Genomic DNA, 25,678 nt, shown 5'->3' with positions numbered 1-25,678 from the left:
CCCGCCCGCGCCGGCGGTGTTCGCGCCGACGCGGACGGGCACCGCCGCCGCTACCTCCGGTAGCCGAGGACCGTCATCATCCCGGACTCCGAGTGGTAGACGTTGTGGCAGTGGACCATCCACCGGCCCGGGTTGTCGGCGTCGAAATCGACCGCCAGTCGCCGCCCCGGCAGGACGATCGCGGTGTCCTTGCGCGGCCCCCGCCCGGGCAGGGCGAAGGTGTGCCCGTGCAGATGCATGGGGTGCCACATCTCCGTGTCGTTGACGAAGACCAGCCGCACCCGCTCGCCCGAACCCACGAGATGGCGGGGCTCCGGCGCGTACTTCTCGCCGTTGATCGCCCAGTCGTACTTCGCCATCGAGCCCGTCAGCCGGAGGGTGACCGTACGGTCGGGGCGGCGTTCCCCGAGCGCGACGGAACGGTCGGCCCGCAGCCGGTCGGCGGTGAGCGGCGTGGCCTCCAGCTCCTTGGGGCGTACGTCGGCGTCGGGCGCCCCGCCCCCGCCGGTGCGCAGGAGCGCGAGGGCGGTCCGCTTCTTGCCCTCGGCCAGCGCGGTCAGCGGGAAGACGCCGTCCTTCACCTCGACCAGCACGTCGTACCGCTCGCCCATGCCCAGCAGCAGGGCATCGGCCTGCCGGTGCTCGACGGGGAAGCCGTCGGTGTGCGTGATGGTCATGCGGTGGCCGCCGAGGGAGACCCGGAAGGCCGTGTCGCCACCGGCGTTGACGAACCGGATCCGCACCCGGTCGCCGGGCTTCGCCGTGAAGGTCTCCGGGTCCTCGGGCGTACGGCCGTTGACGAGGTAGTGCGGGTAGGCCACGTCGCCCGCGTCGCCGCCGAGGAGCGGGCTGGTCGCGCCCATCATCATCCGGGACGGACCGGAGGGGGACGGCGAGGTGGACGCAGGCGTCCGCGATGACCTCGATGCCCTCGACGTCATCGACATGTGCGACATGTCGTGCCCGCCGTGGTCCATGCCGCCGTGGCCCCCGCCGTGGTCCATGCCGCCCATGCCCCGGCTCAGCTCGGCGAGGACCGCGTCCGGCGTGCTGCCGTCCACCCCGTCGACCCAGTCGTCCAGGACGACCACCCACTCCTTGTCGTACTTCAGCGGCTCCTTCGGGTCCTCGACGATCAGCGGCGCGTACAGCCCCCGGTCCTGCTGGGTGCCCGAGTGCGGGTGGAACCAGTACGTGCCCGGGTGGGTGACGGCGAAGCGGTAGTCGAAGGACGCGCCCGCCTTGACGGGCCGCTGGGTGACGCCCGGCGCGCCGTCCATGTCGTTGCGCAGCGCGAGTCCGTGCCAGTGCAGGGACGTGGCTTCGGGCAGATGGTTGGCGAGGGTCACCGCGAGCGTGTCGCCCGCGGTGACCCGGATCTCCTTGCCGGGCAGCCGGTCGCCGTACGCCCAGGTCGGGACGGTACGGCCGCCGCCCAGGTCGAGCCGGGTCGGCGTGGCCGTCAGGGAGACCTTCCGTACGGGGCCGCCGCCGCGCTTCGCCTCGGCGGCGGCGACCTCCTTCCCGTCCGGGGAGACCGCGTCGGCGGTGGGCGCCGGTGCGGCGGAGGAGCCGCTGTCCGAGCCCTTCGAACAGGCGGCGAGCAGGCTGCCGCCGGCAGCGGCGATGCCCGCGCCGAGTACGGCGCGGCGGGTGGTCGTGCGCATGGGAGTGCACCTCGTGAGGTTGTCGATCGGGTACGGGTCGGAGCGCGTCCGCCGCCTGCCGGGGGAGGGTAGGGGCGGGACGCGGCTCTACACGCGCAGGACCGACAACCGGGCGAGGGCTTTGTGACGTGGTGGCGGTATGGGCCACAGGGTGCGCAGGAGGCGGGCGCGGGTCGTGGGGGCGGCCGCGCCGGACCGTCGGAGGAAGGCGGCCAGGCCGAGGAGGAGGGCGACGGCCCAGCCCGCGGCGAGCACGGCGAGGCAGACCGACATGGGGTCCATGCCGCTGTGCGGCGGGGGATCGGTACGGGGCGCGTCGGCCGCCGGAGCGGCCATCGCGGCCGGTGCGGTGTCGTCGGCCCGGGTGGCCGCGGCGTGGGCGGGCATCGCGTGATCCGGCATCACGTGGGCCGGCATCGCGTGGGTGACGGGCCGGGCAGCGGCCGGGCCGGGCTGCCCCGAGCCGTGCTCGCTCGGGTGGCCGAGGGTGTGCATGGTGACGATGCCCAGGAGGAGCGCGGCGAACAGCAGCAGCCGGCCGCACCAGGCGGTGGCCTTCCGCCGTCCGTCCATCACGAGCCTCCACCGCCCCGGAAATCCTCGCCCGCACCCTACCCCCTCGGGGTATCGGCGGCCGAGGGGGAGGGTGACGGATGTGCGCGGAGGGGGCCCAAGGCCCGATTATGGGGCGATTCGATTCCCCGTCTCATTTCCTCGCACGGCCCGAAGGACGCTCCACCCATGACCCTCACGGAACCGGCCCGGGAGACCCCCGCCGCCGGTGCCTCCTCGACCCCGTCCGCCCCGCAGGCGCAGCAGTTCATCTCATGGGTGACCCTCGCGATGATGACGACCGCCTCGGTCGCGAACCTGCGGCCCTCCCCGTCCATGGCGCTGTACGGGCTGGCCGCCGTCTTCCTCTACCTCGTCCCCGCCGTGGTGTTCCTGCTGCCCACCGCCCTGGTCTCGGCCGAGCTGGCCTCCGGCTGGACCGGCGGGGTCTACCGCTGGGTGAGCGAGGGGCTGTCCAAGCCGCTCGGCTTCCTGGCCGTCTGGTGCCAGTTCGCGATGACGATCGCCTACTACCCGAGCCTGCTCGCCTATGTGGCGAGCACGTTCGCCTACGTCATCGACCCGAGGCTCGCGGACAACGGCCTCTATGTTGCCGTCGTCATCGTCGTCATCTACTGGGCGGGCGTCTTCATCTCCTCGCGCGGCACCAAGGCGGTGGCGGGGCTCGCGGGCATGGGGCTGGTGATCGGCACGTTGATCCCCGGTGTCGTCCTCGTCGCCCTCGGCCTGGTCTTCCTCGCCCAGGGCAACCCGTCGGCCGCCCCCATGGACTCCGGCCACTTCCTCCCGCCCTGGACGGGGCTGGCCAGCCTCGTGCTGATCGTGGGCAACTTCCTGTCCTACGCGGGCATGGAGATGAACGGCGTGCACGTCGCCTCGCTGCGCGAACCCGGCAAGCAGTTCCCGCGCTCGGTCTTCGCCGCCACCGGTCTCGTCCTGCTGATCTTCATCCTCCCGGCGCTGGCCATCAGCTGGGTCATGCCGGGTGAGGACCTCAGCCTGACGGCCGGGGTGATGCAGGCGTTCCAGGGCTTCTTCGACCACTTCGGCGTGGGCTGGCTCACCAAGGTCGTCGGTGTGCTGCTGGTCGCCGCCGCGCTCGGCGGCATGCTCACCTGGCTGGCCGGTCCGGCCAAGGGGCTGCTGATGGTCTCCCGCCAGGAGGGCTATCTGCCGCCCGTCCTGCAGAAGCTCAACGGGCGCGGTGTGCCGCGGAACATCATGGTCGCCCAGGGCGTGCTCACCACCCTGATCGCCCTGCTCTACGCGTTCATCCCCGATGTCTCCAGCGCCTACTGGATCTTCTCGGTCATCACCACGCAGATCTACCTCGTCGTCTATCTGCTGATGTTCGCCGCCGTCGTCCGGCTGCGGCGCACCCAGCCCGACCGGCCGCGCGGCTTCCGGGTACCGGCCGTGCGGCTCGTCGCCGGTGTCGGCTTCGTGGCCTCCATCGCTGCCATGTGCATCGGCTTCGTACCGCCGGAGCAGTTCGGCGGCGGCCCGCTGTGGCGCTACCTGCTCACCGTCGGCGGCGGTCTCGTCGTCCTCGGCCTCCTGGCGCCTCTGGCGTTCCTGAAGTTCCGCAAACCCCATTGGGTGGCCCCGGAGCACCGCGCGTAGGCCTGTCCGGCGGATCTCCGGCCGCGAGCCGTCTGTGCCGCCTGCGGCGGCGAGCGCCCTGCGGGCGCGTCCTCAATCGCCGGACGGGCTGCTGTGCCTTGTCCTCAATCGCCGGACGGGCTGCTGCGCCTTGTCCTCAATCGCCGGACGGGCTGAAATCAGCCCGTCCGGCGATTGAGGACACCGCCGCGCAGCGGAGGTGCACACGCACGGCCCGCAGGGGCCAACGCACGGCCTGCAGGGGCCAACGCACGGCCCGCAGGGGCCAACGCACATCCGCGACGTACCGCCGGTGAGGCCCAGGTACGGTCATCCCAGGTCGGGGACCCGCTCCGCGGCCGGCGCCGCGCCGCGTACGGGCGGTGGCGTGAACGACGAACCTCAGGGGGCGACGGGGATGAAGCGGCCACCAGGGCGCATGCTGCGGGTCGGCGGAGTGCCGCTGCACGTACTGCGCGAGGGCTCCGGACCGGTGTGCGTGCTCAGCGCGGGGCTCGGCATGGGCTGGTTCGACTGGGAGCCCGTCGTGCCGCTGCTCACCGAGCACCGCACGGTCGTCCGCTTCGACCGGCCCGGCCTGGGGTTCAGCGCACCGCCCGTCGAGCCGCCCACCGCGGTGGGCGAGGCCGCCCGCATAGCGGGCGTCCTGGACGCGCTGGAGCTGCCCGGTCCGGCGACGGTCGTCGGCCACTCCCTCGCCGGGTTCCACGTCGAGGCGTTCGCCCGGCTGCACCCGGAGCGCACGGCCGGGGTCATCCTGGTCGACGGCAGCGTGGAGGAGGACGTCCGGCCCATCCCGGCCCGTGATCTGCGCACCGCCGCCGCCCACGCGCGCGGCCACGCCGTCGCCGCCACCGGACTGCCCCGCGCCCTGGGCCCCGCCCTGCGCCGGCTGGCCGTCCGGGTCTCCTCCGTCAAGCGCCTCGACCCCACCCCCGACGAACTGGTGCGCCGCACCTACGGCACCGGCCGGGTGGCCCGTGCCCTGCTGATGGAGAACGCCCGCTACTACGACGTGGCCGCCGAGCTGGAGGAGCTGCGGGCCCTGCACCCGCTGCCGCCCGTGCCGGTGAGCGTCCTCGCGGCCTCCCCGGGCACCGGCTCCTGGCTGGAGCGCCGCTGGCTGGAGCGCCAGCGCGCCCTCGCGGACCGCCTCGACGCCCGCTTCGAGGCGGTCGCCCCGGCCGGTCACCTGGTCATGTTCGACCGGCCCCAGTCCATCGCGGCCGCCGTCCTCGCGATGCCGCCCGTACGGGCCTGAGGGCCCAGCGGCGTCACGGGGTCAGCGCCGTCCGCAAGCCCTCGGGCAGGGGCACGCACGGGCCGAACGGCAGCCGGCCGACCGCGCTCGTCCACGCGGGGTGCGCGGCCTCGGCGACCTTCCCCGGGTTCAGCACGGACGCGCCGCCCAGGGTGCGGGCCACCGTCAGCGCCAGCCGCAGGGGGATGTGGACGACCCGCGGCGGGCGTCTGCCGAGCACCTCGGCGGCGGTGGCCCCGATGTCGTCCCACAGATGCTCGACACCATCGCTGACGTGGTAAGTCGCGCCGGGCACACCGGAGTCGGCGGCCGTGAGCAGCGCGCGGCACAGGTCCTCGACGTGGAGCAGGGAGTAGTGGCGCGGGCCCGGCCGGCCGACGGCCGGGAGCAGCCCGGTGCGCACGGCGGTGGCCAGGCGCGGCAGGAACTCGCGGTCGCCCGGCCCGTAGACGATCGGCGGGCGGACGACCACGGCGGACACCCGGCCGGCGCCATCGCGCAGGGCGAGTTCGCCGCGGAGCTTGCTGCGGCCGTACGCGGAGACCGGGGCGGGCGGATCGTCCTCGTGCCGCCGCCGCCCGGGGCCGACGGCGGCCAGCGACGAGCAGTACACGAGCCGCGGCGGCTCGGGCCGGGCGGCGACGGCGGCCAACAGCCGCTCCGTACCGACGGTGTTGACCATGGTGTAGAGGCGCGGGTCGGCGGCCTTGGTGACCTGGGCGAGATGGATGACACGGTCCACGCCCCGCACGGCCGCCGCCAGTCCCTCACCGGTGACGAGGTCCCCGCGGACGGTCAGCGACCCGAAGACGCGCCCGTCGCGGCGGACGAGGGCGGTGACGTGGTGGCCGCGTTCGAGCAGGTGCCGGGCCAGATGCCGGCCGATGAAGCCGGTGGCCCCGGTGATCAGGTACCTCACCGCTTCTCACCCCGCCCGCCGGGCGCCTGCGCGGCGCCCGTCCGCCGCGGTGTGTCGTTGATGTCTGGCATGTTGGCCTTCGGCCTCCGTCGGCTGATGGTGCACGTGAGGGGGCGGCCCCCGGGCGGCCCGAGGCCGTGCGCCCACGCCGTACGGGGCAGGGGGGATCCGCACCGGCAGCCTGCCCCGGCCGGTCCGTCCACAGCCGGACCCGCGGGCCGTTTCACCCGCCCGTGGCGCTCGTGTCGCGTTTGACCGCCCGCTTCTATAGGGTCGCGGCCCCGTCGGGGCGCGGGTCGCCGTACGTGATCGGCGACTACGGAACGTAGGGCCCCAAAAGTGTGGGTCGACCAAGATCAGGGCGTGTCCCACAATGGAGACAAGTCGCACGTGCTCCGGGGTGCTCCACGAGTACCCGGGGCGCTGGCGGACGGGCAGTATGGGGAGAGAGCGGTACACCCAGGTGATGCGGGACGTTCAGACGCCTGTACGCAACGCAGTCGAAACCGTGTGGTGGGATGCTCATGTGCCCCCGTGCTCCGCGGCCCGGGAGCAGGGGGCCGAACCGGCGAGGATTGGTGGAAATGGATAAGCAGCAGGAGTTCGTGCTCCGCACCCTCGAAGAGCGCGACATCCGCTTCGTGCGGCTGTGGTTCACCGATGTGCTCGGCTATCTGAAGTCGGTGGCCGTGGCACCCGCCGAGCTGGAGCAGGCCTTCGACGAAGGCATCGGCTTCGACGGATCGGCCATCGAGGGCTTCGCCCGGGTGTATGAATCCGACATGATCGCCAAGCCGGATCCGGGCACCTTCCAGATCCTGCCCTGGCGCGCCGAGGCCCCGGGCACCGCCCGCATGTTCTGCGACATCCTCATGCCGGACGGCTCGCCCTCCTACGCCGACCCGCGCTACGTCCTCAAGCGCATCCTCGCCAAGACCTCCGACCTCGGCTTCACCTTCTACACCCACCCCGAGATCGAGTTCTTCCTGCTCAAGGACAAGCCCGTCGACGGCACCCGCCCGGTGCCCGCCGACTCCTCCGGCTACTTCGACCACACCCCGCAGAACGTGGGCATGGACTTCCGCCGCCAGGCCATCACCATGCTCGAATCGATGGGCATCTCGGTCGAGTTCAGCCACCACGAGGGCGCCCCCGGCCAGCAGGAGATCGACCTGCGCTACGCCGACGCGCTCTCCACCGCCGACAACATCATGACGTTCCGCCTCGTCATGAAGCAGGTCGCGCTGGAGCAGGGCGTGCAGGCCACGTTCATGCCCAAGCCGTTCTCCGAGTACCCCGGCTCCGGCATGCACACCCACCTCTCCCTCTTCGAGGGCGACCGGAACGCGTTCTACGAGTCCGGCTCGGAGTACCAGCTCTCCAAGGTCGGCCGGTCCTTCATCGCCGGACTGCTGCGGCACGCCGCCGAGATCTCGGCCGTCACCAACCAGTGGGTGAACTCCTACAAGCGCATCTGGGGCGGCTCCAGCCGCACCGCGGGCTCCGGCGGCGAGGCCCCCTCGTACATCTGCTGGGGCCACAACAACCGCTCGGCGCTGATCCGCGTCCCGATGTACAAGCCCGGCAAGACCGGCTCGGCCCGTGTCGAGGTCCGCTCCATCGACTCCGGCGCCAACCCCTATCTGACCTACGCCGTCCTGCTGGCCGCCGGCCTGAAGGGCGTCGAGGAGGGGTACGAACTCCCCGCCGGCGCCGACGACGACGTCTGGGCGCTGTCGGATGCCGAGCGCCGCGCCATGGGCATCGAGCCGCTGCCGCAGAACCTCGGCGAGGCCATCGAGCTCATGGAGCGCAGCGAGCTGGTGGCCGAGACCCTCGGCGAGCACGTCTTCGACTTCTTCCTGCGCAACAAGAAGCAGGAGTGGGAGGAGTACCGCTCCGAGGTCACCGCCTTCGAGCTGCGGAAGATGCTGCCGGTGCTGTAGGCAGGACGTCGGGGTTCGGCGGGGCGAGCGGACGAGAGGGTTGTCGATGACGGTGCCGCAAGGGCGTCGCAGCAGCGCGTACACCCGGCTGCTGAAGTACGGCTTCACCGACGCGGCCGCCGCCGAGCGGCTGCTCGACGCCCCCGAGCTGGCCGCCGTCCGGGACGACACCGCGCTCCTCGACGCGCTCGGGGCCACCGCCGATCCCGACCTCGCGCTGCACGGGCTCGTCCGGCTGGTGGAGGTGCTCCAGGCGCGGGACCCCGGCCGGCGGCAGACGTTCCTGGACACCCTCGTCTCCGCCAAACCGCTGCGCGACCGGCTGCTGGGCGTGCTCGGGGCGTCCGAGGCGCTCGGTGACCACCTCGTGCGGCACCCCGACGACTGGCACGCGCTCGTCAGCTACGAGTCGGCCGATCTGCACCTCACGACACCGGAGTTCGAGAAGGCCCTCGCCGAAGGGGTGCGCGGCGAGCGCGGCGCCGGGCTCGCGCCCGCCGACGCGCTGCGCGCCGCCTACCGCCGCGCCCTGCTGGCCATCGCCGCCCGCGATGTCTGCGGCACCATCGACGTCGCCCAGACCGCCGCCGAACTCGCCGACCTGGCCACCGCCACGCTGCGCGCCGCCCTCGACATCGCCGCGCGGGAGCAGCCGGCCGATGCCGCGGCCTGCCGGCTCGCCGTCATCGGCATGGGCAAGTGCGGCGGCCAGGAGCTGAACTACGTCTCCGACGTCGACGTCATCTTCGTGGCCGAGGCCAGGAGCGGCACCGCCGAGGGCACCGCGGTGCAGGCCGCGACCCGGCTGGCCTCCCGGATGATGCGGGTCTGCTCCGACGTCACCCCCGAGGGCACCATCTGGCCCGTCGACGCCAACCTCCGCCCCGAGGGCCGCAACGGCCCCCTCGTGCGGACGCTGTCCAGCCATCTCGCCTACTACCAACGCTGGGCCAAGACCTGGGAGTTCCAGGCCCTGCTCAAGGCCCGCCCGGTGGCCGGCGACCCCCAGCTGGGCCAGGAGTACGTGGACGCCGTCGCCCCCCTGGTGTGGCAGGCCGCCGAGCGGGAGAACTTCGTCACCGACGTCCAGCAGATGCGCCGCCGCGTCGTCGCGAGCATTCCCGCCACCCAGATCGACCGGGAGCTGAAACTCGGCCCCGGCGGGCTGCGCGACGTCGAATTCGCCGTCCAGCTCCTGCAATTGGTGCACGGCCGCGGTGACGCGACCCTGCGCGGCGGCAGCACCCTCGGCGCGCTGGCCGCGCTCGCCGCCGGTGGCTACGTGGGCCGGGCCGACGCCGCCTCCCTCGACGCCGCGTACCGCTTCCTGCGCACCATGGAACACCGCATCCAGCTCTACCGGCTGCGCCGCACCCACCTCGTCCCCGAGGAGGAAGCCGATCTGCGCCGGCTCGGCCGCTCCCTGGCTCGGACGTTCCAGTGGCCGAGCGGCAAGGAGCCCGTCGACGAGCTGGGCAAGGAGTGGAAGCGGCACGCCCGCGAGGTGCGGCGGCTGCACGAGAAGCTCTTCTACCGGCCCCTGCTGGACGCCGTCGCCCAGCTGGAGCCCGGCGAGATCCGGCTCAGCCCCAAGGAGGCCGGCCACCGGTTGGAGGCCCTCGGCTACGCCGACCCGGCCGCCGCGCTGCGCCACCTGGAGGCCCTGGCCTCCGGCGTCAGCCGCAAGGCCGCCATCCAGCGCCATCTGCTGCCCGTGCTCCTCGGCTGGTTCGCGGACTCCGCCGACCCCGACGCCGGACTGCTCAACTTCCACAAGGTCTCCGACGCGCTCGGCAAGACCCCCTGGTATCTGCGGCTGCTGCGCGACGAGGGCGCCGCCGCGGAGAACCTCGCCCGGGTGCTGTCCGCCGGGCGGCTCGCCCCCGACCTGCTGCTGCGCGCCCCCGAGGCCGTCGCCCTGCTCGGCGACCCCGAGGGGCTGCGTCCACGCGGCCGGGAGCCGCTGGAGCAGGAGGTGCTGGCCGCCGTGGGCCGCGCCGAGGACGCGGAGGCGGCGATCGTCGCGGTGCGCGGCGTCAGGCGCCGCGAGCTGTTCCGCACCGCCGCCGCCGACATCATCGGCGCGTACGGCGGCGCCGGCTCCGACTCCGGGGCGCACGCCGCCGAAGAGCACGGCTTCCGGGCGTACCGGGCGGGCGAGGCGGTGGGCGCCGGCCCGCGCGCGGCCGTCGACACCGTCGGCAAGGCCGTCTCCGACCTCAATGCCGCCACCATCGCCGGCGCGCTGCGCGCCGCCGTCCGCGCCGAGTGGGGGGACACCCTCCCCACCCGCTTCGCCGTCATCGGCATGGGCCGCTTCGGCGGGCGCGAACAGGGCTACGGCTCGGACGCCGACGTGCTGTTCGTGCACGAGCCACGGGACGGCGTCAGCGACGAGGAGGCCGCCAGGGCCGCCCACGCCGTCGCCACCGAGATGCGGCGCCTGCTGCAACTGCCGACCGCCGACCCGCCGCTCCTCGTCGACGCCGATCTGCGGCCCGAGGGCAAGGCCGGACCCATGGTGCGCACCCTCGCCTCGTACGCCGCCTACTACCGCCGCTGGTCGCGGGTGTGGGAGAGCCAGGCGCTGCTGCGCGCCGAGCCGGTGGCGGGCGACGCGGAACTGGGGGCGCGGTTCGTCGACCTGATCGCCCCGCTCCGCTACCCCGCCGAGGGGCTCGGCGAGGACGCGGTGCGCGAGATCCGCCGGCTCAAGGCCCGTATGGAGACCGAGCGGCTGCCGCGCGGCGCGGACCCGACGACGCACACGAAGCTGGGCCGGGGCGGGCTGTCGGACGTGGAGTGGACGGTGCAGCTGCTGCAGATGCAGCACGGCTGGGCGGAGCCGGGGCTGCGCACGACGCGTACCCGCGAGGCACTCGCGGCGGCCTGCGCGGCGGAGCTGCTGAGCACGGAGGACGCCCGCATCCTCGACGAGGCGTGGGTGCTGGCGACCAGCGTCCGCAACGCCGTCATGCTGGTCCGGGGCCGCCCCGGGGACACCTTCCCCGGCGACCCCCGCGAGCTGGGCGCCGTGGGCCGTTACCTCGGCTACGAACCGGGGCACGTCGGGGAGATGCTGGACGACTACCGCCGTACGACGCGACGGGCCAGGGCCGTCGTCGAGGAGCTGTTCTACGGGGCGTAGGGCCTGGCCGGCCGGTTTTGGCGTCTGCGGGCCGTGGCGTGCGCACCACCGCTGCGCGGCGGTGTCCTTAATCGCCGGACGGGCTTGGTTTTCGCTAGCGCCGCGTCGACGCGTCGGTGGCCGCCACATGGCGGGCCAGCCGGTGCGGGAACGCCCGGTACCAAGCGTAGGACAGGGCGAAGCCGAAGGCGAGGCAGAGCAGACCGCCCACCGCGTCCAGCCAGAAGTGGTTGGCGGTCGACACGATGACGACCAGGGTCGCGACGGGGTAGAGCAGGCCCAGCACCCGCACCCAGACCGCCCGCGCCAGCAGGGCGATGGTGATGCCGCACCACGTCGACCAGCCGATGTGCATCGACGGCATCGCCGCGTACTGGTTGGACATGTCGGCGAGATTGCCCGAGGCCATCGAGCCCCAGGTGTGGTGCACCACGACCGTGTCGATGAAGCCGCCGCCGTTCATCAGCCGTGGCGGAGCGAGCGGATACAGGTAGTAACCGAGCAGGGCCACACCCGTGGTGGCGAAGAGGATGAGACGGGCGGCCGCGTACCGCCCGGGATGCCAGCGGTACAGCCACACCAGTACGCCGATCGTCAGCACGAAGTGCAGCGTGGCGTAGTAGTAGTTCATGCCCACGATCAGCCACGTCACCGAATTCACGGCGTGGTTGACGGTGTGCTCCACCGCGATGTGCAGGGACTGCTCGGCCTGCCAGATCCAGTCGGCGTTGCGCAGGGCGGCGGCCCGCTGCTCCGGGACCGCGTTGCGGACAAGGGAATACGTCCAGTAGCTCACCGCGATCAGCAGGATCTCGAACCACAGCCGTGGCCGTCGCGGTGAGCGCAGACCCGCCAGGACGCGCCGGTCCGGGGACGGCCGCTCCACGCTCTCCCCGGTGGGTGGCAGGGTGGCCGTCCGGCCTTCCGCGGTCCTCACTGTCGCTTCACCCATAGGGAAACAGTCTGCCAGATAGCCGCCGGGCGCAGATCATCCCCAAGTCTGGTCTTCCCGGCTTTGCGTACTATTCGTGACGGTCGTCCCGGAATCGCGACGAGGCCCTGGTACAGAAGCCGTTGAACCCCGAACCACCAATTCGGGAAGGAAAACGAACTCGCTGTGCGGGGCCGGGGTGCCGCCGATCTCCTCCAGCAGCGCCCGCACGGCCGCCTGGCCCATCGACTGGACCGGCTGCCGGATCGTGGTCAGCGGCGGATCCGTGAAGGCGATGAGCGGCGAATCGTCGAAACCGACCACCGAGACGTCGCGCGGCACCTCCAGCCCGTGCTGCCGGGCCGCCCGCACCACGCCCAGCGCCATCATGTCGCTCGCGCACACCACGGCCGTGCAGCCGCGGTCGATGAGGGCCGCGGCGGCTGCCTGGCCGCCTTCCAGGGAGAACAGCGAGTGCTCCACCAGCCGCTCGGCCTCGGCTTCCGCCACCCCGAGCTGCTCGCGCATGCTCAGCAGGAACCCCTCGATCTTCCGCTGTACCGGCACGTAGCGCTTGGGCCCCAGCGCCAGGCCGATGCGCCGGTGGCCCAGTGCGGCCAAATGGGTGACGGCGAGCTTGACGGCCGCACGGTCGTCGGGGGAGACGAACGGCGCCCGCACCTTCGAGGAGAAGCCGTTGATCAGGACGAACGGCACGCCCTGGCCGCGCAGCCGCTCATAGCGCTGCATGTCGGCGGAGGTGTCGGCGTGCAGCCCGGAGACGAAGATGATGCCCGCGACGCCCCGGTCGACGAGCATCTCCGTCAGCTCGTCCTCCGTCGAACCGCCAGGGGTCTGCGTCGCCAGCACCGGGGTGTACCCCTGGCGGGTCAGCGCCTGCCCGATGACCTGGGCGAAAGCGGGGAATATCGGGTTGTCCAGCTCGGGGGTGATCAGACCGACCAGCCCCTCGCTGCGCTGCCGCAGCCGCACGGGCCGCTCGTAGCCCAGCACATCGAGCGCGGCCAGCACGGACTGGCGGGTGGAAGCGGCGACCCCAGGCTTTCCATTGAGGACGCGGCTGACGGTTGCTTCGCTGACACCCGCCTGGGTCGCGATATCGGCTAGCCGGGCGGTCACAGGACTGGACCTTACCCGTCGCATCTCAGACTGCCCACCAGACGCATGAGTCGGAGGGGACCCGCACCGTGCCCCCGGAGAACTCGAGGGCGGCGGTGGCGAGCAGCGGGCGGCCCGGCACGGGCAGTTCCGCCTCGGCCCCGCCCGTGTTGAGCGTGCACACAAAGCCCGGACGGGAGAACGCCAGCACCCCCTCGGGCGCCTCCAGCCAGGTCATCTCCCCGTCGCCCAGCCCCGGCAGCTCATGCCGGAGCGCCAGCGCCGAGCGGTACAGCTCCAGCGTCGAACGCGGGTCGCCCGACTGCGCCTCCGCCGACAGCCCTCGCCACTCGGCGGGCTGCGGCAGCCAGCTGCCGCCCGGCCCGAAGCCGTACGGCGCCTCCTCGCCCGACCAGGGGAGCGGCACCCGGCAGCCGTCGCGGGTGCCGTCCTGGCCGTCCCCGCGGAAGAACGCCGGGTCCTGACGGACCTCGTCCGGCAGCTCCACGACCTCCGGCAGCCCCAGCTCCTCACCCTGGTAGACATAGGCGGAGCCGGGCAGCGCCAGCATCAGCAGTGCAGCGGCCCGGGCCCGGTTCAGCCCCCGCTCGCCACCGCCGTAGCGGGTCGTGTGCCGCACGACGTCGTGGTTGGACAGCACCCAGGTCGTGGGCGCCCCGACGGAGCAGGTGGCGGCCAGCGACTCGTCGATGACGGTCCGCATCGCCTCGGCGCCCCACGCGCAGGTCAGGAACTGGAAGTTGAACGCCTGGTGCAGTTCGTCCGGGCGTACGTACAGCGCGAGCCGCTCCGAGGTCGGCGCCCAGGCCTCGGCCACCCCGATCCGCTCGCCCTCGTAGGAGTCCAGCAGCCGCCGCCAGGAGCGGTGGATCTCGTGCACCCCGTCCTGGTCGAAGAACGGCAGCACCTGCGCGCCGATCAGCTTCGCCTGCTCCTTGCGGCCGATGTCCGGCAGCCCCGGCGCCTTGACCATGCCGTGCGCCACATCGATCCGGAACCCGTCCACACCCAGATCCAGCCAGAACCGCAGGACCGAGTCGAACTCCTCGCGGACCTCCGGATTGTCCCAGTTCAGGTCCGGCTGCTCGGGCGCGAAGAGATGCAGGTACCACTCGCCCGGGGTGCCGTCGGGGTCCACCGTCCGGGTCCACGCCGGACCGCCGAAAACCGACTCCCAGTCGTTGGGCGGCAGCTCGCCGGCCGCGCCCTTGCCCGGCCGGAAGTGATAGCGCTCGCGGGCCGTCCCCCCGGACCGGTCCGCGAGCGCCGCCTGGAACCACACATGCCGGTCGGAGGTGTGGTTGGGAACGATGTCCACGATGACGCGCAGCCCCAGCCGGTGCGCCTCGCGGACCAGGTCGTCGGCGTCCGAAAGATCCCCGAACAGCGGGTCCACGGCCCGGTAGTCCGCCACGTCGTAGCCGCCGTCCGCCTGCGGCGAGGCGTAGAACGGCGTCAGCCACACGGCGTCCACGCCCAGCGAGGCCAGGTGCGGCAGCCGCTCGCGGATCCCCCGCAGATCACCGATGCCGTCGCCGTCGCTGTCGGCGAACGAGCGCACGTACACCTGGTAGATGACGGCGCTGCGCCACCACTTCTCCGGCCGGCGGGCGGCGGGAACGGCGGCGTCGCGGACGGAGGGCGCGAGGTCCTGGGTCATGTACTTCCCTATCGGGTGGGCCCAACCAAGGGGGCTGCGATGCGTAAGACGATGCGGAGGAGCTGTGCGTAAGAGCGGTGCGTGAGAGCCGTGCGTACGTACGCGAGCGAGTCGGCGAGCAGGGGGTACGAGCGAAAGTGGTACGAACTGCTCAACGCGCGGTCACGCGACCGGTGACGGATGGAATCAGCCCTTGGTGCCACCTGCGGTCAGTCCGGCGACCAGGTGCTTCTGCGCGAGGAAGAAGACGAGTCCGGCGGGCACGGTGATGAGCACCGCGGCGGCCGTCATCAGGCCCCACTCGGCCTTCTGCTGGCCGACGAAGGTCTGCAGGCCCACCGCCAGCGTGTAGTGCTTCTCGCTGCTCATGAACTGGGTCGCGAAGGCCACTTCGCCCCAGGCGGTGATGAAGGAGTAGAAGCCGGTGACGGCCAGGCCCGGCCGGGCGAGCGGCAGGATCAGCCGCCAGAACGTGCCGAAGGGGCTCAGCCCGTCGACCCGGCCCGCCTCGTCGATCTCGGCCGGAATCGTGTCGAAGTAGCCCTTCAGCATCCACGCGCAGAACGGCACCGAGATCGAGCAGTACGTCAGGATCAAGCCGGTGTAGGAGTCGAGCAGTTCGAGCCGGCCGAGAATGTTGTAGAGCGGCACGATCAGCACCGCCATCGGGAACATCTGGACGACCAGGAAGGTCCACATCAGCGGCCGGTGGCCGGGGAAGCGCATCCGGGAGACGGCGTAGCCCGCGGTCGCGGCGACGAGCACACCGAGCACGGTCGCGCCGAGCGCGATGATCACGGAGTTGCCGAACCAGGTCAGGAACTCGGTGTTGTTCAGGATGTGCGTGTAGTTCGAGAGCTCGAAGCCGACGAACTTCGTAGGCTCCTGCCAGCCGTCGCGCCCGCGCAGGGAGACGAAGACGACGAACAGGACGGGGAAGACCGAGACCAGGGACGCGACGACCAGCGCCGTGTGCAGGGCCACGGAGACACCGCGGGAGCGCTCACCGCGCGGACGGGACTTCACGGGGCCGGTGGCGGGGGAACTCGTCGCACTCATCGCACAGACTCCTGTCGGGAAAGCATCCGGCGGTAGAAGACGGCGAAGACCAGCAGCAGCGAGAGGATGAGGATGCCGTACGTCGCCGAGCCCGCGTAGTCGCGTACGCCCTGGAAGGCGAGCCGGTAGGAGTAGGTCACGAGGATCTCGCTCTCCGAGCTCGCGCCCTGCCCGATCAGCAGGTAGATCACCTGGAACATGTTGAACGTCCAGATGACGCCGAGCAGGATCACCGTGCCGCTCACCGGCCGCAGCCCGGGCAGCGTCACATGGCGGAACCGCTGCCAGGGCGTCGCGCCGTCCATCTCCGCGGCCTCGTGCAGCTCGGCGGGTATCGACTGCAGACCGCCCAGGATCGCCACCATCATGAACGGCACGCCCAGCCATACGTTGACGGCGACGGCCGACAGCTTCTGCAGCGTCTCGTCACCGAGCCAGTCGACCGGCCCCGCTCCCAGCTTGGCGAGAAACGCGTTCAGGACGCCGTACTTCTCGTTGAAGATCAGCCGCCAGGAGAACGTGGCGACGAACGCGGGCACCGCCCACGGCAGGATCAGCAGCACCCGGTACAGCGAGCGGAACCGCATCCTGCGGTTGAGCAGCAGCGCCAGCCCGAGGCCGATCGTGTAGTGGAGGAAGACACAGGACGCGGTCCATACGACGGTCCAGGTGAGCCGGGAGTAGAAGTGGCCCTCCTGGCCGGAGAGCACCTTCCAGTAGTTGTCCAGACCGACGAACTCGTACGTCGAGGGAATGTGGTTGACGCCGATCGTCCGGCCGATGTTGGCCTCGTTGGCGTCGGTGAAGGACAGATAGATGCCCCGGCCCAGCGGATAGCCGACCAGCACGGTCAGGACCACGACCACCGGCAGCACCATCGCCCAGGCGTACCAGTGGGTGTCGAACGAGCGCCTGGCACGGGTGAGCAGGCCGGGGCGGCGCACCTGCCCCTCGGGCGGGCTTCCGGTCTCGGAAACGGCTGTGGTCATGGCTCGGCGGCTTTCCTCGGGAAGGGAGGGGGAGAAGAAGGGGGAACACGACCGGTCCGGCCGGCCGGGGGCGTCGTCGGAGCGCCCCCGGCCGCACCGGGGTACCTGGAGGGCGGGCCGACTACTCCTGGATCGCGTAGTCCTTCAGGAGCGCGGACTTCCAGGCCTTGGCCGTGGCGTCCAGACCCTCCTTGGGGTCCTCCTTGAGGGTCAGGATCTTGGTGTAGTGCTGGAGCCAGTCGGTGAACAGGTCGCCGCCCTGGGGGATCGCGGGCCGCGGGTGGGCCTTGTCCAGCGCCCGGTAGTAGGCGTCGCGCACCGGGTCCGACAGCACGGCCTTGGTGTACGCGGACTTACGGGTCGGCAGCACACCGATGGTGGTCGAGGCCGTCTCCTGCTGGGTCGCCTCGGTCATGAACCTGGCGAAGAGGTAGGAGGCGTCGAAGTTCTTGGTGCCCGCGTAGACGACGAGGTTGTGCCCGCCGACCGGGGCGCCCGCCGTGCCGGTGGAACCGGCCGGGACGGCCGCGATGCCGAGGTTGTCCTTCGACTTGTACGCCTCGCCGCCGAAGATCTCCTTGGTCGCCCAGGGACCGTCGATCAGCATGGCGAGCTTGCCGTTCTTGAAGTCCGTCTTGAGGTTGTTGTACCCGTCGGTACCGGCCGGCTTGGGCGCGGCGCCGGACTTCACGAGGTCGACGGCGGTCTCGATGCCCTTGCGGGAGGCGGCGTCGGAGATGGTGATCTTCTTCTTCTCGACGTCGACCATGTCGCTGTTCTCGCCGTAGAGGAAGGGCAGCGAGTAATAGCTGTCGGGGTTGAGGCCGATGCCGGCCGTGCCCGTCTTGTCCTTGATCTTCTCCGCGGCCTCCTTGACCTCCTTCCAGTTGGTCGGCGGCTTCTCGATGCCGGCCTTCCGGAAGAGCTCCTTGTTGTACAGGAGTCCGAGGGTGTCGGTGACCTGCGGGACGCCGTACGTCTTGCCCTGGTACGCGGCGTTCTTCAGCGGCCCTTCGAGGAAGTCGTCGGTCTTGTCGAGGGCGGGCGTGCCCGTCAGGTCCTTGAGGTAGCCGAGCTGGGCGAAGCCCGCGGTCCAGCCCACGTCGGAGCGGAGCACATCGGGCGCGCCCTGGTTGGAGGAGGCGGCCGTCTTGAACTTCTGCTGTGCCTGGTCGAAGGGCACGTTGACGTAATTGACCTTGATCTTCGGGTACTTCTTCTCGAAGTCCGCGACCAGCTTCTTGAACGTCGGCGCCTCATTGGTGGCGTCCGAGGTGTCCCACCAGGTGATGGTGCCGCTCACGCTGCCCGGATCGCTCGCCGCCTTGGAGCCGTCACCGGCGCCACCGTCGCTGTCACCGCCGCACGCGGTCGCGGTGAGGGCCAGCACGCCGACGAGGGCGGCGACCGATATGCCTCTTCGCATAGGGGATCTCCTCTTCAAGGAGGCCGACCTGTCGCGGGCGGCCCGAGCTGAGGAGGAAGCTAACAGGCTGCAATCTCTTGCGAAAGACCTTGCAAGAAGGAAACGGCGAGATTTCCGGGTCGTAACCTGACTGTGTCCAAAGGCTTGACCAGCGACGGGGCGGCTCGTACGGTCCAGTGCGCGGCAAGTGACCGCTGTCGTGCGGGCGGCCTTGCAGCAAGAACCGCAAGAACCTTCATGGGCCTTACGGGCGCGGCGCGTTGCCCTCGCCAGGCCGTGTCCCACCGGCTTCCCCGCCTTGTGCTCCTCACCCCCCAGGAGAACCCATGGCCCCCACCGCCATGCCCACATCCCCCCGAAGGGCCCTGTCCGCAGCCCTCGCCCTCGTCGCGACTGCCCTGTTCTGCGCCCCGCCGGCCCGGGCGAGCGCACCAGGCGACCCGGCCGAAGGACCGGCGACGGCCGTCCTCTTCGAGTGGACCTACGACTCGGTCGCCAAGGAGTGCGCGGACACCCTCGGCCCCGCCGGCTACGGCTACGTCCAGGTCTCACCGCCCCAGGAACACATCCAGGGCCCCCAGTGGTGGACCTCCTACCAGCCCGTCGGCTACCGGATCGCCGGCCGTCTCGGCGACCGCGCGTCCTTCGCCCGCATGGTCGGCGCCTGCCACACGGCCGGCGTCAAGGTCGTCGTCGACGCCGTCATCAACCACATGGCCGCCGGCTCCGGCACCGGCACCGGCGGCTCGTCGTATACGAAGTACGACTACCCCGGCACCTACCAACGCCAGGACATGGACGACTGCACCTCGGTCATCACGGACTACCGCGACCGCGGCAACGTCCAGCGCTGCGAACTGGTCGGCCTCGCGGACCTCGACACCGGCGAGGAGTACGTCCGCGAACGCATCGCCCGCTACCTCGACGACCTGCTGTCCCTCGGCGTCGACGGCTTCCGGATCGACGCCGCCAAGCACATCGCCGTGGAGGATCTCACCGCGATCAAGGCCAAGTTGAGCAAACCCGGCGTGTACTGGAAGCAGGAGACCATCTTCGGCGCGGGGGAGGCCGTCCGGCCCGACGAATACCTCGGCAACGGCGACGTCCAGGAGTTCCGCTACGCCCGCGACCTCAAACGCGTCCTCCAGCACGAGCGGCTCGCCTACCTCAAGAACTACGGCGAGGGCTGGGGCTACCTCCCCGCCGGCAAGGCCTCCGTCTTCGTCGACAACCACGACACCGAGCGCGGCGGCGACACCCTCAGCTACAAGGACGGCGCCGACTACACCCTCGCCAACGTCTTCATGCTCGCCTGGCCCTACGGCTCACCGGACATCCACTCCGGCTACGAATTCACCGACCGCGACGCGGGCCCGCCGAACGGGGGCAAGGTCGCCGCGTGCTGGCAGGACGGCTGGAAGTGCCAGCACAAGTGGCCGGAGATCAAGGCCATGGTGGGCTTCCGCAACGCGGTGCGCGGCACGGCGGTGACGAACTGGTGGGACAACGGCTCCCAGGCCATCGCCTTCGGCCGGGGGAACAAGGGCTACGTCGCCATCAACCACGAGACCTCCGCGCTGAGCCGCACCTTCCAGACGTCGCTGCCGGGGGGTGAGTACTGCGACGTGCAGAGCGGACGGCGGGTGACGGTCGGCGGTGACGGCCGCTTCACGGCGACGCTGGCCGCGAACACGGCGCTGGCGTTGCACGCCGGGGCTCGCGCCTGCGGGAAGTAGGAACCTTGCCCCGGCCCCGCCCTTTCACCGTTTCTCGCCCTCAATCGCCGGACGGGCTGGCTTTGCTGCCGGTCCGGGCAACCATCAAGCCGGTCCGGCGATTGAGGACCGGGGTCCGGGGCGGAGCCCCGGTTACGGGAAGGGGCGGGTCAGGGGAGAAAACCACGTCCCAACCTCAGCCGAAGGAGCACGTTCCGTGAGACGACTGGCCACCCTGGCCGCAGTCATAGCCCTGGCCCTACCCCTCGTCGGGACGGGCCCGGCCCAGGCCGCCACACCCGCCCCCCAAGGGGCCAAGGTCCATTGGATCGACCAACACACCATCGCCTGGCCCAAAAACCTCGGCACCCCCACGCGCCCCCACCGCCTCACCCACGACCGCGGCAGCTTCGCGCTGACCCCCCGGCCCGGCGGACTGTCCCCGCAACAACGCACGAAATACCCGCACCTGGCGAACTACGACGCCTTCCGCGTCGACGCCCACGGCCAGGAGCGCACGGCCCTCACCGGCCGGCTCGTCGCCGAGACGGACGGTGTCGCCACCGGCGTGCAGATCCCCGGCGTACTGGACGACCTCTACGCCGCCGCGGCCACCAAGGCCCAGCTCGGCCCCCGCTTCCGCGGCGGCCGCCCCACCCTCTCCGTCTGGGCGCCCACCGCCCGCCGCGTCGCCCTGGAACTCGACGGCCGTACCGTGGCCATGCGGCGGGACGCCGGCAGCGGCGTCTGGAGCGTCACCGGTGCGCGCGACTGGGCCGCGAAGCCCTACCGCTACGCCGTCACCGTCTGGGTCCCCTCCGTGGGGAAGGTCGTCACCAACCACGTCACCGACCCCTACTCCACCGCCCTGACCGCCGATTCCACCCACAGCCTCGTCGTCGACCTCGCCGACCCCGCCCTCGCTCCCGCGGGCTGGTCGCGACTGCGCAAGCCGGCGGCCGTGCCGCTGCGCGACGCGCAGATCCAGGAACTGCACATCCGCGACTTCTCCGTCGCCGACCGCACCTCGGCCCACCCCGGGCGCTACCTCGCCTTCACCGACCGGGCCTCGGCGGGGATGCGGCACCTGCGCGCGCTCGCCGCCGCCGGCACCTCCTACGTCCATCTGCTGCCGGCCTTCGACTTCGGCACCGTCCCCGAGCGGGCCGCGGACCAGGCCACCCCCGACTGCGACCTCGCCGCCCTGCCCGCCGACTCCGAGCGACAGCAGGAGTGCGTGGGGAAGACGGCGGGCCGCGACGCGTACAACTGGGGCTACGACCCGCTCCACTACACCGTCCCCGAGGGGAGCTACGCCTCCGACCCGGACGGGCCGGGCCGGACCCGTGAATTCCGGCAGATGGTGCAGGGCCTCGCCGGGGCGGGGCTGCGGACCGTCATGGACGTCGTCTACAACCACACCGTGGCCTCCGGGCAGGATCCGAAGTCCGTACTCGACCGGATCGTCCCCGGCTATTACCAGCGCCTCCTCGACGACGGCGGCGTCGCCACCTCCACCTGCTGCGCCAACACGGCGCCCGAGCACGCCATGATGGGCAAGCTCGTCGTCGACTCCGTCGTCACCTGGGCGAAGGAGTACAAGGTCGACGGCTTCCGCTTCGACCTCATGGGCCACCACCCCAAGGCCAACATCCTCGCCGTGCGCAAGGCCCTCGACGCCCTCACCGTCGACAGGGACGGCGTCGACGGGAAGGCCGTCGTCCTCTACGGCGAGGGCTGGAACTTCGGCGAGGTGGCGAACGACGCCCGCTTCGTCCAGGCCACGCAGAAGAACATGGCGGGCACCGGCATCGCCACCTTCGCCGACCGCTCCCGCGACGCGATCCGCGGCGGCGGCCCCTTCGACGAGGACCCCCGCGTCCAGGGCTTCGCCTCCGGACTGTTCACCGACCCCAACGGCTCGCCCGCGGGCAGCCCCGACGAGCAGCGGGCCCGGCTGCTGCACGCCCAGGACCTCATCAAGGTCGGCCTCACCGGCCATCTCGCCGACTACCGCTTCACCGACTCCACCGGCCGTGACGTCCGCGGCGCCGACGTCGACTACAACGGTGCGCCCGCCGGTTACGCCGCCGCCCCCGGTGACGCCCTCGCCTACGCCGACGCGCACGACAACGAATCCCTCTACGACGCCCTCGCCTACAAGCTCCCGCCCGCCACCCCCGCCGCCGAGCGGGCCAGGGCGCAGGTCCTCGCGATGGCCGCCGCCGCGCTCTCCCAGGGGCCGTCCCTCTCCCAGGCCGGCACGGACCTGCTGCGCTCGAAGTCCCTGGACCGCAACTCCTACGACAGCGGCGACTGGTTCAACGCGATCCACTGGGACTGCGCCGACGGCAACGGCTTCGGCCGCGGACTGCCGCCCGCCGCCGACAACCGGTCCAAGTGGCCGTACGCCCGGCCGCTGCTCGCCGACCCGGCCCTGCGGCCCGGTTGCGGGCCGATCCGGGCCGCCTCCGCCGCCTACCGGGACCTGCTGCGCATCCGCACCACCGAGCGGGCGTTCCGTCAGGCGACCACCGCCGACGTCCAGCGGACGCTGTCGTTCCCGCTGTCCGGCGCCGATGAGACACCGGGCGTCGTCACGATGCGGCTGGGGAACCTGGTCGTGGTCCTCAACGCCACACCGCACGAGGCGACCCAGCGGATCGGGGCGCTCTCCGGAACGGATTACGCGCTGCACCCCGTCCAGGCGCGCGGCGCGGACACCGTCGTCAAGTCCGCCTCGTACGCACGGGAATCGGGCGCCTTCACGGTCCCGGGCCGCACGGTCGCCGTCTTCCGCCGGGGCTGACCGGCGCCGACAGGTAGCAGGCAGGGGCCGGGGTCAGGACGGCTGCGGCGCGAGCGCGGCCAGCCGTCCGACCAGGTCCCCGAAGGGCCCGTCGGCGGGCTCGTCCCGCAGCACGCGGCGCAGCACGGTCGCCATGTCCTCGTCGTAGGCGGCGCTCACCGCCGTGAGGGCCGCGAAGTGGTGGACGAGCTGCAACTCCAGCTCCGCGCGGGCCACCGGGCAGCCGTCCAGCCAGAGCAGCGCCGTGGTCTCGGCCAGCGATATCCAGGACCGGACGGCCAGCTCCAGGCGCGGCGCCGGAGCGCGTACCCCCAGGTGCCCGATCATCTGCTCGTACGCGGCCCGGCGCACCCCGTCGATCAGGGCGTTCGCCCGGCCGGTGCCCACCGCCGGGCCGCCGCGCATCAGCGCCGAGAACCCCGGTCCGTGCGTCTCGACGAAGTCGAAGAACCGCCGCATGACCCGCAACAGCCGGGCTCCCAGCGGGCCTTCGCGCGGCTCGTCGAAGAGGGAGACCAGCTCCTCGGCGGCGCGGCCCAGGGCGGCCTCGTACAGGCTCTGCTTGCCGGGGAAGTAGTGATAGACCAGCGGCCGGGAGATCCCGGCCGCCTCGGCTATCTCGTCGATGGCGACATCGTCGGGGCAGCGCCTGCTGAAGAGGTCGAGCGCCACCGCGATCAGCTGCTCGCGTCGCTGCTCGACGCCCATCCTGCGGCGCACCCCGGTCGTCATGCGGTCATCCTAATGCCGACGCGCGGCGGCCCACCGGGCGTGAAAGCCCGGTGGGCCGCGGGGCGCGGGCCGCTCACCGCAGAGTCGTGAGCTTCTTCCCGGCGGTGGTCAGGGCGCTCAGCTCGGCGTGCGCGCCCGCCCGCGCCGGGACGGCCAGCAGGGCGCCGCGCGTGCTGCCGCGCACCCCGCCCGTCGCGGTGATCGAGGCGACGTCGTCGCTGCCCGCCGCCAGCGCGTACCAGGCACCGGTCTTCGACTTCCACAGCACGCCCGCCAGGACGTGCGGATCGCGGGCACCGCACGCGGCGGAGTCCTCGGCGCGGGCGACGACCGTCCCCGGTGCGCCGGGCCGGGCGCCGGGGACCTGGAACTGCGCCTGCACCCGGCTGCCCGGGCCCCGCCACGTCTCGGCCCGGGTGCACAGCCAGGCCGCGCTGCCCGCGCCGCCGGGCAGCGGCTGCGTCGCGAACTGCCAGGCGTTCACCGACCGGACGCCCTGCGAGCGCACGGTCTGCAGATGGCAGGCGGAGTGCGCCCAGCCGGCCAGCGCCCGGTCGCCCGCCACGTCGCGGGGGGAGCCGGGGGCGCCGACGGTGAGCCGTGCGGGGACCAGCTCGCCGAGGTCGGTGACCAGCCGGCCGCCGAGCCGCAGCGCGGGCCAGGCGCGGCAGCCGCCGGCCGGGGCGGGGCTGGGCGTCGCGTCGGTCACGCCCTCGGCGTCCCGGTGCAGCGGCCGCCCGGTGCCCGTGGGCGCGAGCAGGTCGCGCACGGCCGCGTCGGTCACCCAGGGGGCGGTCAGATAGCGGACGTTGCCGTCGGTGCGGCCGACGACGACCGCGGTGGAGGTGTCGGCGTCCGCCGCGTCGGTGCGCGCGAAGTCCAGCGCGGCGGCACCGGCCTCACCGCTCTTGGCCTCCGCGTAGCGCACCACGCGCAGCCCGTCGTGGAGCAGCACGACGGCCGCCGCGTCGACCTCGCCGGCGTACAGCAGCTGGGGCGGCCCGGAGGCGGGGCCGACGGGGGTGCCGGGCGTCGCCGTGACCCGGACCGCGCGGCCCGGCCGGGCCCAGGCGGCGAGCGCCCGGCGCAGCAGCTCCCGGTCTCCGGTGCGGTCGCCGCGGGCGGGCCAGGTGGCGAAGCCGGGGCGGTCCGCGCTCTTCCAGGCCGAGGAGGTGGCCTGGGTCAACCTGGCCGGGTCCAGGGCCGCTTCGGCCGCCGCGTTCTGCGCGTACGGGGGCGCGGCGGCGCCGTCCCGGCCCCAGCCGTCACCGGGCAGTCCCAGGAGCGTGGCGCACACCACGGCCGCGGCGGCGGCCGCGAGCGCGGCCCGGGTGTGCTGGCGGCGGCGCATCAGATCCGTCGGCCGGGCCTGCAGGGAGCACGGGTCGAATTCCACCGACTCCAGCAGCGGGGTGTCGCGGCTGCCCGCGGGGGTGCGGACGCGGTCCGCCTCGGCGAGCGCCGCGCCCGGGTCCTCGACCCCGGCCGCGGACAGCACCCGCCGTACGTCCCGGTCGTCGGACAGCTCCAGTCCGCGCAGGACGTACGCGGCCCGGCCGGGCCCGGACAGCGAGGAGAGCGCCTGGTCCAGGGCGAGTTCGTCGGCGCCGCCCGAGCGGGGGAACAGCCGCAGCCCCCACACCTGCGGTAGCAGCGGCGGGAGTTGGCCCGGCCGCGGCGGCTGCCAGCGGCCCCGCGGCCGCCCCGCGTCCAGCGCGGCCCGCAGCACCCGCTGGCGGACGTAGGTGTAGCCCGGCTCGCTCGGCACGCCGTCGGTGCCGCGCGGTGCCGGTACGGTCAGCTCCGAACCGCCCACCCGGTTGCGCGGCAGCGACCGCTGGACGAGGGCGTGCGCGGTCAGCACACGGCGGTTGCGGCCCAGCGCGGGCGGCAGCACCAGATACCCGAGCCGCACCAGGCGTGGGTAGTGCTCGATGAGCGCGGCCTCGGCCTGCTCGACGTCGACGGGGGCGATGGACCGGGGGCGGGGGGCTGTCGCTTGCTGCTCCACGATCCATAGAACGAGTGAATGGTGGGATGGTCACCTCACCCGTGCCGGGGACCGGTTGGGTGCTCGTTG

At 72.4% G+C, this 25,678-nt stretch carries 17 protein-coding genes; 6 read left to right on the top strand and 11 right to left on the bottom strand.

The window, feature by feature from the left end; translation table 11 throughout:
- Window positions 1-50 precede the first annotated feature (50 nt).
- Together AB8O64_RS10505 and AB8O64_RS10500 are read right to left on the bottom strand one after the other, a co-directional pair.
- Window positions 51-1,667, bottom strand: coding sequence for a multicopper oxidase family protein (locus tag AB8O64_RS10505; protein ID WP_370418889.1), 1,617 nt, complete (start codon window positions 1,665-1,667; stop codon window positions 51-53).
- An 87-nt stretch (window positions 1,668-1,754) separates the two neighbouring features.
- Complete coding sequence (locus tag AB8O64_RS10500) at window positions 1,755-2,240, bottom strand: hypothetical protein (protein ID WP_370418888.1); 486 nt, start codon at window positions 2,238-2,240, stop codon at window positions 1,755-1,757.
- Between the two features lie 168 nt (window positions 2,241-2,408).
- Here AB8O64_RS10500 and AB8O64_RS10495 point away from each other — a divergent pair, with 168 nt between their 5' ends.
- Window positions 2,409-3,863, top strand: a complete 1,455-nt coding sequence (locus tag AB8O64_RS10495) for an APC family permease (protein ID WP_370418887.1) — start codon at window positions 2,409-2,411, stop codon at window positions 3,861-3,863.
- Window positions 3,864-4,260: 397 nt separating this feature from the next.
- Window positions 4,261-5,124 carry an alpha/beta fold hydrolase gene (locus AB8O64_RS10490; protein ID WP_370423839.1) on the top strand — a complete coding sequence of 288 codons (864 nt, stop codon included), beginning with the start codon at window positions 4,261-4,263 and terminating at the stop codon, window positions 5,122-5,124.
- A 13-nt stretch (window positions 5,125-5,137) separates the two neighbouring features.
- Here AB8O64_RS10490 and AB8O64_RS10485 read toward each other — a convergent pair whose 3' ends face one another.
- Window positions 5,138-6,043 (bottom strand): NAD-dependent epimerase/dehydratase family protein, encoded by a 906-nt coding sequence (locus AB8O64_RS10485; protein WP_370418886.1) that lies wholly within the window; start codon window positions 6,041-6,043, stop codon window positions 5,138-5,140.
- 584 nt (window positions 6,044-6,627) lie between these two features.
- Between AB8O64_RS10485 and glnA the strand changes: the two genes are divergently transcribed.
- A complete protein-coding gene (glnA, locus tag AB8O64_RS10480) occupies window positions 6,628-7,989 on the top strand; it encodes a type I glutamate--ammonia ligase (RefSeq protein WP_130877445.1) in 1,362 nt (453 codons plus the stop codon).
- A 46-nt stretch (window positions 7,990-8,035) separates the two neighbouring features.
- A complete protein-coding gene (locus AB8O64_RS10475) occupies window positions 8,036-11,137 on the top strand; it encodes a bifunctional [glutamine synthetase] adenylyltransferase/[glutamine synthetase]-adenylyl-L-tyrosine phosphorylase (RefSeq protein WP_370418885.1) in 3,102 nt (1,033 codons plus the stop codon).
- A gap of 94 nt (window positions 11,138-11,231) precedes the next feature.
- Here the strand turns inward: AB8O64_RS10475 and AB8O64_RS10470 are convergent, their stop codons facing one another.
- The 6 genes from AB8O64_RS10470 to AB8O64_RS10445 all read right to left on the bottom strand — a co-directional run bounded on the left by AB8O64_RS10470 (window position 11,232) and on the right by AB8O64_RS10445 (window position 18,342).
- The gene (locus tag AB8O64_RS10470; RefSeq protein WP_370418884.1) at window positions 11,232-12,089 is read right to left on the bottom strand and encodes a phosphatase PAP2 family protein; all 858 of its coding nucleotides are present in this window, start codon (window positions 12,087-12,089) and stop codon (window positions 11,232-11,234) included.
- A 36-nt stretch (window positions 12,090-12,125) separates the two neighbouring features.
- Window positions 12,126-13,208 carry a LacI family DNA-binding transcriptional regulator gene (locus AB8O64_RS10465; protein WP_370418883.1) on the bottom strand — a complete coding sequence of 361 codons (1,083 nt, stop codon included), beginning with the start codon at window positions 13,206-13,208 and terminating at the stop codon, window positions 12,126-12,128.
- 25 nt (window positions 13,209-13,233) lie between these two features.
- On the bottom strand, window positions 13,234-14,868 hold the full coding sequence (locus AB8O64_RS10460; protein WP_370418882.1) for a glycoside hydrolase family 13 protein: 1,635 nt from the start codon (window positions 14,866-14,868) through the stop codon (window positions 13,234-13,236).
- A 186-nt stretch (window positions 14,869-15,054) separates the two neighbouring features.
- Complete coding sequence (locus tag AB8O64_RS10455; RefSeq protein WP_370418881.1) at window positions 15,055-15,927, bottom strand: sugar ABC transporter permease; 873 nt, start codon at window positions 15,925-15,927, stop codon at window positions 15,055-15,057.
- Window positions 15,924-16,916, bottom strand: coding sequence for a carbohydrate ABC transporter permease (locus AB8O64_RS10450; protein ID WP_184730353.1), 993 nt, complete (start codon window positions 16,914-16,916; stop codon window positions 15,924-15,926). Before AB8O64_RS10450 ends, AB8O64_RS10455 begins: the two co-directional genes overlap by 4 nt.
- Before the next feature lie 121 nt (window positions 16,917-17,037).
- Entirely contained in the window at window positions 17,038-18,342 is a 1,305-nt protein-coding gene (locus AB8O64_RS10445; protein WP_370418880.1) for an extracellular solute-binding protein, read from the bottom strand.
- 326 nt (window positions 18,343-18,668) lie between these two features.
- Here AB8O64_RS10445 and AB8O64_RS10440 point away from each other — a divergent pair, with 326 nt between their 5' ends.
- Window positions 18,669-20,078 (top strand): alpha-amylase family protein, encoded by a 1,410-nt coding sequence (locus AB8O64_RS10440; protein WP_370418879.1) that lies wholly within the window; start codon window positions 18,669-18,671, stop codon window positions 20,076-20,078.
- A gap of 196 nt (window positions 20,079-20,274) precedes the next feature.
- Window positions 20,275-22,866, top strand: coding sequence for a pullulanase-type alpha-1,6-glucosidase (pulA, locus tag AB8O64_RS10435; protein WP_370418878.1), 2,592 nt, complete (start codon window positions 20,275-20,277; stop codon window positions 22,864-22,866).
- Between the two features lie 33 nt (window positions 22,867-22,899).
- Here the strand turns inward: pulA and AB8O64_RS10430 are convergent, their stop codons facing one another.
- Together AB8O64_RS10430 and AB8O64_RS10425 are read right to left on the bottom strand one after the other, a co-directional pair.
- Window positions 22,900-23,598, bottom strand: coding sequence for a TetR/AcrR family transcriptional regulator (locus AB8O64_RS10430; RefSeq protein ID WP_370418877.1), 699 nt, complete (start codon window positions 23,596-23,598; stop codon window positions 22,900-22,902).
- Window positions 23,599-23,671: 73 nt separating this feature from the next.
- Window positions 23,672-25,609 (bottom strand): hypothetical protein, encoded by a 1,938-nt coding sequence (locus AB8O64_RS10425; RefSeq protein ID WP_370418876.1) that lies wholly within the window; start codon window positions 25,607-25,609, stop codon window positions 23,672-23,674.
- Between the last annotated feature and the right edge of the window lie 69 nt (window positions 25,610-25,678).

Source organism: Streptomyces sp. QH1-20, from assembly GCF_041283565.1.
Lineage (GTDB): Bacteria > Actinomycetota > Actinomycetes > Streptomycetales > Streptomycetaceae > Streptomyces > Streptomyces syringius.
This window is presented reverse-complemented; position numbering and strand designations above follow the sequence as displayed.

Coding starts and splice junctions, on each gene's coding strand:
- AB8O64_RS10505 (WP_370418889.1), bottom strand. CDS start 1,667: ATGCGCACGACCACCCGCCGCGCCGTACTCGGCGCGGGCATCGCCGCT.
- AB8O64_RS10500 (WP_370418888.1), bottom strand. CDS start 2,240: ATGGACGGACGGCGGAAGGCCACCGCCTGGTGCGGCCGGCTGCTGCTG.
- AB8O64_RS10495 (WP_370418887.1), top strand. CDS start 2,409: ATGACCCTCACGGAACCGGCCCGGGAGACCCCCGCCGCCGGTGCCTCC.
- AB8O64_RS10490 (WP_370423839.1), top strand. CDS start 4,261: ATGAAGCGGCCACCAGGGCGCATGCTGCGGGTCGGCGGAGTGCCGCTG.
- glnA (WP_130877445.1), top strand. CDS start 6,628: ATGGATAAGCAGCAGGAGTTCGTGCTCCGCACCCTCGAAGAGCGCGAC.
- AB8O64_RS10475 (WP_370418885.1), top strand. CDS start 8,036: ATGACGGTGCCGCAAGGGCGTCGCAGCAGCGCGTACACCCGGCTGCTG.
- AB8O64_RS10470 (WP_370418884.1), bottom strand. CDS start 12,089: ATGGGTGAAGCGACAGTGAGGACCGCGGAAGGCCGGACGGCCACCCTG.
- AB8O64_RS10460 (WP_370418882.1), bottom strand. CDS start 14,868: ATGACCCAGGACCTCGCGCCCTCCGTCCGCGACGCCGCCGTTCCCGCC.
- AB8O64_RS10455 (WP_370418881.1), bottom strand. CDS start 15,927: ATGAGTGCGACGAGTTCCCCCGCCACCGGCCCCGTGAAGTCCCGTCCG.
- AB8O64_RS10450 (WP_184730353.1), bottom strand. CDS start 16,916: ATGACCACAGCCGTTTCCGAGACCGGAAGCCCGCCCGAGGGGCAGGTG.
- AB8O64_RS10445 (WP_370418880.1), bottom strand. CDS start 18,342: ATGCGAAGAGGCATATCGGTCGCCGCCCTCGTCGGCGTGCTGGCCCTC.
- AB8O64_RS10440 (WP_370418879.1), top strand. CDS start 18,669: ATGGCCCCCACCGCCATGCCCACATCCCCCCGAAGGGCCCTGTCCGCA.
- AB8O64_RS10430 (WP_370418877.1), bottom strand. CDS start 23,598: ATGACGACCGGGGTGCGCCGCAGGATGGGCGTCGAGCAGCGACGCGAG.